We start from the raw sequence: 12,008 nt of genomic DNA on the forward strand, positions 1-12,008 counted from the left end.
CCAAGGCGGCGCGACATATCGTCAGGTGATAACCCGTCAGGTGGTCACAAATATGGATGCTAGTGTGTGATCCATGGCGGCCATCCACGTGAAGCGGGCGTTCAAGTACCGCTTCTATCCGACCGATGCGCAGGCGGCTGAGCTGTCGCGCACGTTCGGATGCGTGCGGAAGGTCTACAACATGGCGTTGCAGGCCCGCACGGAGGCGTGGACGCTGCGTCAGGAGCGGGTCAACTACAACGCCACCAGCGCCATGCTCACGGCGTGGAAAAAGTCCGAGGAGCTGGCCTACCTCTGCGAGGTGTCGTCGGTTCCGTTGCAGCAGGCACTGCGGCACTTGCAGGGGGCGTTCACCAACTTCTGGCAGCAGCGGGCGAAGTATCCGACGTTCAAGTCCCGGAAGAAGTCCCGGAAGTCCGCCGAGTACACCAGCTCCGCGTTCCGGTTCCGGGACGGCCGGCTGACGCTGGCGAAGATGGCCGACCCGCTGGACATCGTGTGGTCCCGGCCGCTGCCCGAGGGCAGCACTCCGACCACGGTCACGGTGTCGCAGGACGCCGCCGGACGCTGGTTCGTCTCCCTGCTGTGCGACGACCGGCCCGTGATGCCCGAGGCGGTCAACGTCGCTGTGGGGATCGACGCCGGGATCACCAGCTTGGCGACGCTCTCCACCGGAGAGAAGATCACCAACCCGCGCCACGAACGCAAGGACCGCGAACGCCTCGCCAGGGCGCAGCGCGTTCTTGCGCGCAAGGTCAAAGGCTCCAACAACCGGGCGAAGGCCCGGCTCAAGGTTGGCCGGGCCTGCGCCCGGATCGCCGACCGGCGCAGGGACTTCCTGCACAAGCTCACCACTCGACTCGTTCGTGAGAACCAAACGATCGTGATCGAGGACCTGACCGTGCGGAACATGCTCAAGAACCGGAAGCTGTCCCGAGCGATCTCGGACGCCTCCTGGACCGAGATGCGGTCCATGCTGGAGTACAAGGCCGACTGGTACGGCCGCGAGCTGATCACCGTCGACCGGTGGTTCCCCAGCTCCAAACTGTGCTCCGTCTGCGGCACCCTGCAAGGCAGGATGCCGCTCAACGTCCGGACATGGACGTGCGACTGCGGGGCGACCCACGACCGGGACGTCAACGCAGCCAAGAACATCCTGGCCGCCGGACTGGCGGTTGCAGCCTGTGGAGACGGCGTAAGACCTCAACGGAACCTTCCGAGCGGGCAGCGGTCTGTGAAGCAGGAAACATCCCGACCGCAGCGCTCAGGCGCAGCGGCTCAGCCGCGAGGCTGAGGGGAATCCCCCTCCTTCAGGAGGGGGAGGAAGTCAAGAGGTGACCGTACGGGTTGTTGTTGTTGCCGTGGGCGCGCGGCGGGCCGCCGTCCACTGCGCCAGCCCGGTGGCGAGCAGGACCGCGGCCAGCAGCAGGGCCTTCGGCTGCGGGCCGGCGGTCCAGCCGTCGCCCCGGTCGAGCCACGGCAGCCAGCCGCTCTCCCATGGCGCCGCGAGGTACGCGGTGAGCAGCGCGGTGTGGACGAGCCCGGCGGCGGTCACCAGGGGGCTGCGTTCGGTCAGCCCGAGGACGATCAGGCCGATGCCGACCGTGTACCAGGGCGAGGCGTAGGTGTTGGTGAGCAGGTCGAACACGAACGGCACCTTGCGGGCGAACAGCAGGCCGAGCAGAACGGCGGTGAGCAGGACGCCGAGACCGACCGCGGTGGCGAGCCAGCCGACGCGGCGAGGGACGATCCCGCGGGCCTCGCCGCGCCGGCGGTACCAGCGGGCCAGTGCCAGCCAGGCGATCGGGAGCAGGGCGTACCAGACGCCCCAGGCCAGGAAGCGGAGGGCGGCGCCGTCGAACTCGCCGGCGAGGCACGGGGCGTCCGGTGCGTGCGGTACGCAGAGCCCGATGAACTCCGCGTAGGCGAAGAGCGGGTAGGAGGCGACGGACCGTCCGTTGGCGCCGAAGTTGTAGGCCTGGCCGGAGACCGGTACGGCGGCCAGAGCGAGCAGCCCGAACCCGAGCAGCGGCACTCCAGCCCCGCGCAGCCGCGTCCGGGCCCGGGCCTGCAGTCCTTCCGTCGCGGCGAGGAGTTCGGCCGGGTCGTCCCGGTGCGTTGTCGTCATGATCCACCCCTTTGTCATGCGCAATTGCTTTGCTGTGCCATGAACTTTGCATTGCAAAGTGAGCTGCGGTCAAGGGCACTTGGGGTCGGCGGTCCCCGGGAACGCCGAGGGCCCGCACGTTCCACCAGGAACGTGCGGGCCCCTACTCCTGCGGCGGCTCAGCGGGTGGCGAGGGCCTCCAGGAGGCGGTCGAGGGAGGTGCCGAGGCCCCAGCGGGTGGAGAGTTCCTCCAGGGTCATCGGGTAGAGGGGTTCGCGCGGGAGGGCCGGGTCGAACTCCGGCAGGGGGGCGTCGTCGGCGACGCGGACGACCGTGGGGGCGACGTCGAGGTAGGCGGAGCCCTCGACGATGTTGCGGCGGCGGGCCGGGGTGAGCTTGGAGCCGGGGTCGAGGGCGGCGGCGCGGATGGCCGCGAGGTCGCCGTACTCGTTGATCAGCTGGGCGGCGGTCTTCTCGCCGATGCCCTTGACCCCGGGCAGGCCGTCCGACGGGTCCCCGCGCAGGGCGGCCATGTCGGCGTACCGGGCGCCGCGCACGCCGTACTTCTCCAGCAGCAGCGCGTCGTCGGTGACCTGGAGGTTGCCCATGCCCTTGACCGGATAGAGCACGGTGATCCCGCGGGCGTCGTCCACCAGCTGGAAGAGGTCGCGGTCGCCGGTGACGATCTGCACCGGCCCGGTGGCGCGGGCGGTGAGGGTGCCGATCACGTCGTCCGCCTCGTAGCCGGGGGAGCCGACCCGGGCGATGCCGAGCGCGTCCAGCACCTGCTCGATCACCGGGACCTGCGGGGCCAGCGTGTCGGGCACCTCCTCCTCGCCGTCCTCGGCCGCCTCGGCGACCCGGTGGGTCTTGTACGAGGGGACGAGGTCCACCCGCCACTGCGGGCGCCAGTCGGCGTCCATGCAGGCGACGAGTTCCTCGGGGCGGTGGTCGTGGACCAGCCGGGCGATGAAGTCCAGCAGGCCGCGGACGGCGTTGACCGGCTCACCCTGCGGCGAGCGCAGGGTGTCCGGTACGCCGAAGTAGGCCCGGAAGTACAGGCTGGCGGAGTCGAGCAGCATCAGTCGCGGTGCGGTCACGATCAGCATCATGCCGCACCGCGGTGACGGACGGGTGTTGTCAGTGCTCGTGCGGTCCGGCGCGGTGGACCGGGCCGTGCGCGTCGGCGCAGTGCTCGGCGTCGACGGCCGGATCGCCAGGCCCGGCGATCTGCAGCAGCGCACCGGCCTCGTCCTCGCCGACGTGGTCGACCTGGAGGGTGGAGTGGGTGATGCCGTACTCGTCCGAGAGCCGGCGCTGCAACGAACGGCGCACGGCGTGGCAGTCGCCGCCGGGGGTGACCAGGATGTGCGCGGACAGGGCGGGCTGGCCGGAGGTGATCTCCCAGATGTGCAGGTCGTGGATCTCCTCGACCATCGGCTCGGTGACCATCCGGTCGGCCACCGCGTCCGGGTCGATCCCGGCCGGGGCGGCCTCCAGGAAGATCCTCCCGGAGTCCCGGACCAGCGCGATGCCGGCCTTGAGCATCAGTGCGACGACGATCAGCGAGGCGATCGCGTCGGCCCGGGCGAAGCCGGTGGTCAGCACGATCGCACCGGCGACGGCGGTGGCGATGAACGCGTACAGGTCGGTCAGCACGTGCTGGAAGGCGCCCTCGACGTTCAGCGAGCTGCGGTTGGCCTTGGACATGCACCAGGTGGCGGCGAGGTTGACCACGATCCCGACCAGCGCGGTGATCAGCACCAGTGAGCCGGTGACCTCCGGCGGTTCGAGCAGCCGGGTGATCGCCTCGTAGCCCAGCCAGGCCGACAGCACCAGCAGGGTGACCCCGTTGGCCTGCGCGGAGAGGATCTCGGCGCGCTTGAGGCCGTAGGTGTAGCCGCCCCGGGCCGGGCGTGCGGCGAGCCGCATGGCGATCAGCGCGAGCACGATCGAGGCGGCGTCGGTGAGCATGTGCGCCGCGTCCGAGATCAGCGCCAGGGACTGGGCGGCGAAGCCGACCACGACCTCGCCGGCCATGAAGACGACGATCAGGGCGAGGGCGCTGAGCAGCCAGCGGCGGTCCGCGTCGGCGGCGACGCCGTGCGAGTGTCCGCCGTGTCCGCCGGACCCGTGGGAGTGTCCGCCGCGTCCGCCGTTCCCGTGCGAGTGCTTGTGGTCATGCGCATGATCATCGTGCGAATGCTCGTGCCCGGCCATGGAAGTCCTCTCTGGGCGCACGGGTGCGAAGGGGGGCGCGGCGCGACCGGCCCGCAACCGAAGTGAACCGCAGAATCGACAAAGATCCAAAGGTTGTACTGGTGACCGTTGTCGTTCCCGTCCGGGCGGCCGGACCCGGCGCACACCGCAGCCGGCCGTCGGCCCGAACTCCCCTGCCCCCGCGCCCAGTTGCGCTACCCCAGCGCCAGCGTGTCGAGAGTCGCCGCAGTGGCGGCCCGGGCCAGGGCCCGCATCAGCCGCAGATCGTCCCCCTGCTCCGGGTGCCACTGCACCCCGAGCGCGAACCCCGGGCCCTCCACCGCCTCCACCGTCCCGTCCGGCGCGTGGGCGCTCACCCGCAGGCCCGCCCCCACCCGGTCGACGGCCTGGTGGTGGAAGGTCGGCACCTCCAGCTCGCTCTCCGGCAGCAGCCCGCCCAGCAGCGTCCCCGGCACCGGCCGCACCAGGTGCGAGCCGTAGCGCCCGGGCGATCCGCCGTGCACGTCCACCGGCACCACGTCCGGAAGGTGCTGCACCAGCGTCCCGCCGCACACCACGTTCAGGATCTGCATCCCCCGGCAGACCGCCAGCAGCGGCATGCCCGCCGCCAGCGCCGCCCGCAGCAGCGCGACCTCCCAGGCGTCCCGCTCCGGCGAGTCCACCTCGGTCGCCGGATGGGCCGGCTCCCCGTAGTACGCCGGGTCGATGTCCGGCCCGCCCGCGATCACCAGGCCGTCCAGCCGGGCCAGCACCTCCGGTGCGCGCTCCGGGGCGTCGGGCGGCAGCAGGACCGCGATCCCGCCGGAGTCCCGGACCTGCGCGGTGTACCGCTCGGGCAGCAGGGCCACCCGGCGGCCCCGCCAATCGCTCCAACTCGCGTCCACCAGGTAGGTGCTGACGCCGATCAAAGGCCTGCGATCCATGGCGCGCATTCTCCCCCCGAACCGCGCGATCCACCGTCAGCCACGCGCGTCGGCGCGCCACGGGCCGCCGACACCCGCCCGCCCTCTTCCGCCCCGCGAGCGGCAGGCCGTACGGTTCGCTGTGACCGCTTGATCTCGAAGAGTGATCGAGGAGGAGGGTTCAGCCATGTCCGAACAGACCGCCGCGGGCTCGCCGCCCCGGCCGCCGCTGACCCTGGCCGGGCTGCGCACCCTGGTGGACGCCGGCGAGGTGCACACCGTCGCGCTCGCCTTCACCGACATGCAGGGGCGTCTCCAGGGCAAGCGCTTCGCCGCCCGGTTCTTCCTCGACGAGGTCGCCGAGCACGGCGCCGAGGCCTGCGACTACCTGCTGGCCGTCGACGTCGACCTGAACACCGTGGACGGCTACGCCTTCTCCTCCTGGGCCACCGGCTACGGCGACTTCGCGATGCGCCCCGACCTCGGCACCCTGCGGCTGACCCCCTGGCAGCCCGGCACCGCCCAGGTCACCGCCGACCTCGCCCGGCACGGCGGCCACCCGGTGGACGCCGCGCCGCGCCAGCTGCTGCGCCGCCAGATCGCCCGGCTCGCCGAGCACGGCCTGGCCGCCGACATCGGCACCGAGCTGGAGTTCCTGGTCTTCCGCGACACCTACGAGCAGGCCTGGCTGGGCGGCTACCGCGGCCTGACCCCGGCGAACCTCTACAACGTGGACTACTCGATGCTGGGCACCGCCCGGGTCGAGCCGCTGCTGTCCCGGATCCGCACCGAGATGGCCGGCGCCGGCCTGGTGGTGGAGTCCGCCAAGGGCGAGTGCAACCTCGGCCAGCACGAGATCGCCTTCCGCTACGCCGACGCCCTCACCACCTGCGACCAGCACAGCGTCTACAAGACCGGCGCGAAGGAGATCGCCGCCCAACTCGGCTGTGCGCTCACCTTCATGGCCAAGTACGACGAGCGCGAGGGCAACAGCTGCCACATCCACCTCTCGCTGCGCGACGCCGTCGGCGCCCCCGCCTTCGCCGACCGGGACGGCCGGATGACCGACACCATGCGGCACTTCCTGGCCGGCCAGCTGACCGCGCTGCGCGAGTTCAGCGTGCTGTACGCGCCGAACATCAACTCCTACAAGCGCTACCGGCCGGGCTCCTTCGCCCCGACCGCCGTCGCCTGGGGCCGGGACAACCGCACCTGCGCCTACCGGGTGGTCGGCCACGGCCCCGGCCTGCGGATGGAGAACCGGGTGCCGGGCGGCGACGTCAACCCGTACCTCGCGGTGGCCGGGATGATCGCGGCCGGCCTGCACGGGCTGCAGCGCAAGCTGGAACTGCCCACGCCCTGCCTCGGCAACGCCTACGCGGTCGAGGAGTACGCCCGGGTGCCCGGATCGCTGCGCGAGGCGGCCGAGCTGTGGGCGGACAGCGTGCTGGCCCGCGAGGCCTTCGGCGACGACGTGGTCGAGCACTACCTGAACATGGCCCGGGTCGAGCAGGCCGCCTACGACGGGGCGGTCACCGACTGGGAGCGCTACCGATCCTTCGAACGGATGTGACGCATGACCGACGGACGTGAGGCATGACCGAGCCGACCGCGAGCACCACCCCCGCCGCGAGCACCGTCCGCAACCCCGCCACCGGTGAGGTGCTCGCCACCGTCCCGGACACCACCCCCGAACAGCTGGACGCGGCCGTCCGGCGGGCGGTGAAGGCCCAGGCCAGCTGGGCCGCGCTCGCCCCCGGCGAACGCGCCCGGCTGCTGCGCCGCTTCGCCGACCAGGTCGAGGTGCACGTCCCCGAGCTGGCCGCCCTGGAGGTGGAGGAGGCCGGCCACCTCCCGGGCAACGCCCGCTGGGAGGCCGGCAACGTCCGCGACCTGCTGGAGTACGCGGCCGGGGGAGTGGAGCGGCTGACCGGCCGGCAGATCCCGGTCCCCGGCGGCCTGGACGTGACCTTCCACGAGCCGGTCGGCGTGGTCGGGGTGATCGCGCCGTGGAACTTCCCGATGCCGGTCGCCGCCTGGGGCTTCGCCCCCGCCCTGGCGGCCGGCAACGCCGTCCTGCTCAAGCCCGCCGAGGCCACCCCGCTGACGGCCCTGCGGCTGGCCGAGCTCGCCCTCGCGGCGGGCCTGCCCGAGGGCCTGTTCCAGGTCGTCCCGGGCGCGGGCGCGGGCGCCGGCACCGGCCGGGCCCTGGTGGACCACCCGGCCGTCCGCAAGATCGTCTTCACCGGCTCGACCGTCGTCGGCAAGGAGGTCGCCGCCCGCTGCGCCGCCCGCGCCAAGCGGGTCACCCTGGAGCTCGGCGGCAAGAGCCCCAACATCGTCTTCGCCGACGCCGACCTGGCCCGCGCCGCCGACCCGATGTCCTTCGCCGACAACAGCGGCCAGGACTGCTGCGCCCGCAGCCGGATCCTGGTCCAGCGCGAGGTGTACGAGGACTTCCTCGCCCTGCTGCTGCCCGCCGTCGAGACCCTGCGCACCGGCGACCCGGCCGACCCGCAGACGCAGCTCGGCCCGCTGATCTCGGCCGCCCAGGTCCGCCGGGTGGCCTCCTACCTCACTCCCGACCTGCCGGTGCTGGCCCGCGGCAAGGCCCCGGACGGGCCCGGCTACTGGTACCCGCCCACGGTGGTCGCCCCCGGGGACCCGGAGGCCCCGGCCGTCACCGAGGAGATCTTCGGCCCGGTCGCCGCCGTCCTGCCGTTCACCGACGAGGCCGACGCGCTGCGGCTGGCCAACGCCACCCGCTACGGCCTGTCCGGTTCGATCTGGACCCGGGACGTCGGCCGGGCGCTGCGCCTGGCCCGGGGCGTGCGGGCGGGCAACCTGTCGGTCAACTCGCACTCCTCGGTGCGCTACTGGACGCCCTTCGGCGGCTTCGGCGAGTCCGGGGTGGGCCGCGAGCTGGGGCCGGACGCGCTGCGCCACTTCACCGAGACCAAGAACGTCTTCATCCACAGCGAGGAGTGACAGCCCCATGAGCGAGAAGCACGCCGCGCCGGACGACGTCGTCTGCCGTCGGCTGGTCGGCCGCACCGCGGTGGTCACCGGCGCGGGCAGCGGGATCGGCCTGGCCGCCGCCCGACGGCTCGCCTCGGAGGGGGCGAAGGTCGTCTGCGCCGACCTCGACGAGGAGACCGGGCGGGCCGCCGCCAAGGAGGTCGGCGGGCTGTTCGTGCACACCGACGTCACCGACCCGTACATGGTCGAGGCGCTGTTCGACGAGGCGTACGAGACCTGCGGCAGCGTGGACGTCGCGTTCAACAACGCGGGCATCTCGCCGCCCGAGGACGACTCGATCCTCACCACCGGCCTGGACGCCTGGCGCAAGGTCCAGGAGGTCAACCTGACCTCGGTCTACCTGTGCTGCAAGGCCGCGCTGCCGTACATGCGCCGGCACGGGCGGGGCTCGATCATCAACACCGCCAGCTTCGTGGCCCGGATGGGCGCGGCCACCTCGCAGATCTCCTACACCGCCTCCAAGGGCGGGGTGCTGGCGATGTCCCGCGAGCTGGGCGTGCAGTTCGCCCGGGAGGGCATCCGGGTCAACGCGCTCTCGCCCGGGCCGGTGGACACCCCGCTGCTGCGCGAGCTGTTCGCCAAGGACCCGGAGCGGGCCGTCCGCCGGCTGGTGCACATCCCGCTCGGCCGGTTCGCCCGGGCCGAGGAGATCGCCGCCGCGGTGGCCTTCCTGGCCAGCGACGACTCCTCGTTCATCACGGCGAGCGAGTTCCTGGTGGACGGCGGCATCTCCGGGGCGTACGTGACCCCGCTCTAGGCCCGCCATCGCCGCCGCACCGGGGTTCTCACCGGAATCTCATCGAAAACAGCGGGAATTCCCGGCTGCGCTGATTTCGCGTTTATCCGGCTGCCTTTAGATTCTCTACCGTGAGTGAGCAGATCCCCGCCGGGTGGTACCCGGACCCCAAGGACACCACCAGCGACCCGAGGCCGCAGCGGTGGTGGGACGGCAAGGGCTGGACGGCCGACACCCGGCCCGCACCCTCGGACGCCCCGGCACCGGAGGCTCCGCAGACGGAGCCGACGGCCGCCGGGGCCCCGGGGCCGGGAACGGCCGGCCAGCCCAGGGTGCTGGAGGGTGAGGTGCTGGAGAGCGGCCCGACCGTCCGCTACCCGGAGCCGCCGCCCTTCGGCGCGGCCTACGGCTCGCCCGCCGGGCCGCCGCGCAAGGCCGGGCGCAAGCCCTCCAAGCTGGTGCTGGCGACCACCGCCGCCGCCCTCCTCGGCCTGGGCGCCGGCTCGGGCATCACCTACCTCGTGATGGACGGCCACGGGGACCGCGCCCCGCGCAGCGCCCGCTCGGCCCCGCAGGGCGGCAACGGCCCGTGGGGCGGCTTCCCGGGCTTCGGCGACCCCGGAAACGGCGGTGGCAACGGCGGTGGCGGCAACGGCGGTAACGGCGGGAGCGGCAACGGCGGCAGCGGGGACGGCAAGGGCGGCGGCAAGACCCGCCCGAGCGCCGACAAGGCGATCGACCTGGTCAACCGGCTCACCCTGCCGGCCCCGTCCGGCTGGGAGGCCGGCAACACCCGCGAGGGCTACGCCTCACTCACCGTCGGCTCGTACACCTGCGCCGACGGCACGAGCGAATGCTCCCTCGGCGGTGTGAACACCGGACGGATCGACGGCGGCGGCTCCGACGTCCAGACGGCGGCCAAGGCCGACATCGCGTCGGCCGCCAAGGCCGCGTACGGCGACATCACCGGGCACCAGGAGCTCAAGTCCGAGGCCGTGAAGGTCAACGGCCAGGACGGCTACCTGGTCCGCTGGAAGGTGGACGCGCCCAAGGGCAACAACGGTTACGTGCAGACCGTGGTCTTCCCGTCCGCCGACGGGAAGTCGCTGGTCTCGGTGCACTTCGGCTTCGACATCGCCGACAAGGCGCCGGACGTCGCGGTGATGGACACCATCGTCAAGGGCATCACCGACTACAAGGGCAAGCTGCCGAGCATCCCGGGGCTGCCCGGGACCGGCTCCGGCGGGTCCGGTGCGGGCTCCGGCGGCACCACCACCTGAGCCCTGCGCTCCTCACACGGCGGCGGCCCACCCGGAGGGAACCCTCCGGACGGGCCGCCGCCGTTCGCTGTCGCACGGGGTGGTGTCACGGGAGCCGGGCCGGACGGGGGTGTGGCCGGCCCGGTCCCGCGCCCGGCGTCAGGAGTCGCGTCGAACAGCCTCGACGCGACGGCGCCGGAGCACCATGCCGGCCCAGCCGACACCGATCGCGGCGGCACCCGCGAGCAGCAGCGGACCGGTGGCCGAGGTACCGCCCACGGCCGCGGAGGCGGTCGGGACCACCAGGCCGGCGGGGGAGTCCGGGTCCCCGCCGTGGCCATGGTGGGCGACCGTGGACTTGGACGCGTCGGCCGCGATCTGGGCGTCGCTGGGCGCGGCCGGGGCCTGGGCGGCGAGCGCCGACACAGCCGTGGTGGAGGCGCCGAAGTCGACGTCGGAGCAGGCGTAGAAGGCCTCCGGGCTGTCGCTGCGCTGCCACACCGTGTACAGGACCTGGCGGCCGGTGCGCTGCGGCAGGGTGCCGGAGTAGGTGTAGGAGCCGTTGACGGCGTTGCGGTCGACCTGCACCTGGGCCACCGGGGTCGGGTCGAGGTCCGACCACTTCAGCGGCTTGGTGGGGTCGTAGCCCGGCTTGGTGATGTAGACGGTCTGGGCGCCGACGTGCGGCGCGGTGGTGCGGAACTGGAAGGTGAAGGCGCCTGCCTTCACCGCGGTGGCCGGCCAGTCGGTGCGCGGCCAGTCCAGCGCCGCGTACTTGTCGCGGTTGGCCGAGCAGAGCTTGCCGTCCGGGATCAGTGCCTGGTGGTTGCCGTTGGCGTTGGCGATGTTGACCTCGTTCCAGTCGTACAGCGGCTGGGTGCCGCTCGCGGCGACGAGGTCCTTGCAGACCTGGGACACCGGGTGCTCGGGGCCCTCGGCGTAGCAGGCGGCGACCCGGCTCACGGGGTTGGTCATCGTGCCGTGGGCGCTGGCGGTGCCGGCGGTGGCACCGGCCACCGCGAGGACCGCGGCGCCGATCACGCCGACGGACAGGGCACTTCGCTTGATGGACATGGGGTGGGGACTCCTTGACCGTCGTTCCGGGCGCGTGTGGGGGAACGGGCACGCCTGCCCGTTCGGGAGCCGCCGGCCCGGCGTGCGGCCCCCGGCCAGAGCGTAGGATTGGTCTGGACCAGAAGGCAATAGCCGTGCGTGCTGTCCTCGTTGACGGACTGTAGGCCCCCGAGCAGCACAAAGGCCCGACGGACGGCTGTGGTTAGCCGTTCCATCGGGCCCACTTAAGGCTCCGGAAAGGTCAGTGCCGCATCTCGTGGATGATGCCGGCCTGGATCACGAGGTCGCTGTTGACGGTCGAGTTTCCGTCGATGGTGTTGATGATGTACGTTCCGCCCACCTTGTTGAACCGCCCGGGAGCGAACTCCGCGAGGATCTCGAAGAGTTCCTCGGCCGCCTGCGGCTCCGTCCGGAACAACGCGCGCAGCCGGTTGCGAAGGGCCGCGGCCTGGTCGGCCAGGACCTCCTGGTCGCCGTCGGCCTCCAGCACCTCGGCGCGGATCACCTCCAGCTCGGCGCTCGCCTCCTCGTCCCGCTCGCCGCGCCCGAACAGCCGGGCGATCCGTGAACTGGCCTGGTTCCAGGCAGCCGTGGCCATCAGGCCGGCCACGGAAGTCGCCCCGGACCTCACCATCTCCTGCACGAGCTCGGCATCCATGCCGCCCCCTTGG

The 12,008-nt window shown here is 72.4% G+C and carries 11 protein-coding genes; 5 read left to right on the forward strand and 6 right to left on the reverse strand.

Features of this window, described 5'->3' with window-relative positions:
* Positions 1 to 73: 73 nt before the first annotated feature.
* A complete protein-coding gene (locus ACIRRH_RS14160) occupies positions 74 to 1,294 on the forward strand; it encodes an RNA-guided endonuclease InsQ/TnpB family protein (RefSeq protein WP_403066419.1) in 1,221 nt (406 codons plus the stop codon).
* Positions 1,295 to 1,327: 33 nt separating this feature from the next.
* On the opposite strand, the gene ACIRRH_RS14165 is transcribed toward ACIRRH_RS14160, so the two are convergent.
* From ACIRRH_RS14165 to ACIRRH_RS14180, 4 genes are all read right to left on the reverse strand, one after another.
* A complete protein-coding gene (locus tag ACIRRH_RS14165) occupies positions 1,328 to 2,128 on the reverse strand; it encodes a hypothetical protein (RefSeq protein WP_403066421.1) in 801 nt (266 codons plus the stop codon).
* Between the two features lie 158 nt (positions 2,129 to 2,286).
* Positions 2,287 to 3,189, reverse strand: a complete 903-nt coding sequence (locus tag ACIRRH_RS14170; protein WP_403066829.1) for a 5'-3' exonuclease H3TH domain-containing protein — start codon at positions 3,187 to 3,189, stop codon at positions 2,287 to 2,289.
* 58 nt (positions 3,190 to 3,247) lie between these two features.
* Positions 3,248 to 4,327 (reverse strand): cation diffusion facilitator family transporter, encoded by a 1,080-nt coding sequence (locus ACIRRH_RS14175; protein ID WP_403066423.1) that lies wholly within the window; start codon positions 4,325 to 4,327, stop codon positions 3,248 to 3,250.
* 194 nt (positions 4,328 to 4,521) lie between these two features.
* On the reverse strand, positions 4,522 to 5,250 hold the full coding sequence (locus ACIRRH_RS14180) for a gamma-glutamyl-gamma-aminobutyrate hydrolase family protein (RefSeq protein WP_403066425.1): 729 nt from the start codon (positions 5,248 to 5,250) through the stop codon (positions 4,522 to 4,524).
* Positions 5,251 to 5,416: 166 nt separating this feature from the next.
* Here ACIRRH_RS14180 and ACIRRH_RS14185 point away from each other — a divergent pair, with 166 nt between their 5' ends.
* The 4 genes from ACIRRH_RS14185 (at position 5,417) to ACIRRH_RS14200 (ending at position 10,284) form a co-directional block, all read left to right on the forward strand.
* Entirely contained in the window at positions 5,417 to 6,802 is a 1,386-nt protein-coding gene (locus ACIRRH_RS14185) for a glutamine synthetase family protein (RefSeq protein WP_403066427.1), read from the forward strand.
* Between the two features lie 23 nt (positions 6,803 to 6,825).
* The gene (locus ACIRRH_RS14190) at positions 6,826 to 8,217 is read left to right on the forward strand and encodes an aldehyde dehydrogenase family protein (RefSeq protein WP_403066429.1); all 1,392 of its coding nucleotides are present in this window, start codon (positions 6,826 to 6,828) and stop codon (positions 8,215 to 8,217) included.
* A gap of 7 nt (positions 8,218 to 8,224) precedes the next feature.
* Positions 8,225 to 9,025: a 3-oxoacyl-ACP reductase gene (locus ACIRRH_RS14195; protein WP_403066431.1), complete on the forward strand. Its 801-nt coding sequence runs from the start codon at positions 8,225 to 8,227 to the stop codon at positions 9,023 to 9,025.
* A gap of 110 nt (positions 9,026 to 9,135) precedes the next feature.
* Positions 9,136 to 10,284, forward strand: a complete 1,149-nt coding sequence (locus tag ACIRRH_RS14200) for a DUF2510 domain-containing protein (RefSeq protein ID WP_403066433.1) — start codon at positions 9,136 to 9,138, stop codon at positions 10,282 to 10,284.
* A gap of 138 nt (positions 10,285 to 10,422) precedes the next feature.
* On the opposite strand, the gene ACIRRH_RS14205 is transcribed toward ACIRRH_RS14200, so the two are convergent.
* Both ACIRRH_RS14205 and ACIRRH_RS14210 read right to left on the reverse strand, forming a co-directional pair.
* Positions 10,423 to 11,337 carry a lytic polysaccharide monooxygenase gene (locus ACIRRH_RS14205; protein WP_403066435.1) on the reverse strand — a complete coding sequence of 305 codons (915 nt, stop codon included), beginning with the start codon at positions 11,335 to 11,337 and terminating at the stop codon, positions 10,423 to 10,425.
* A 241-nt stretch (positions 11,338 to 11,578) separates the two neighbouring features.
* Positions 11,579 to 11,995, reverse strand: coding sequence for a hypothetical protein (locus ACIRRH_RS14210; RefSeq protein WP_403066437.1), 417 nt, complete (start codon positions 11,993 to 11,995; stop codon positions 11,579 to 11,581).
* Positions 11,996 to 12,008: the final 13 nt, after the last annotated feature.

The sequence above is a fragment of the Kitasatospora sp. NPDC101235 genome (assembly GCF_044767505.1).
Classification (GTDB): domain Bacteria; phylum Actinomycetota; class Actinomycetes; order Streptomycetales; family Streptomycetaceae; genus Kitasatospora.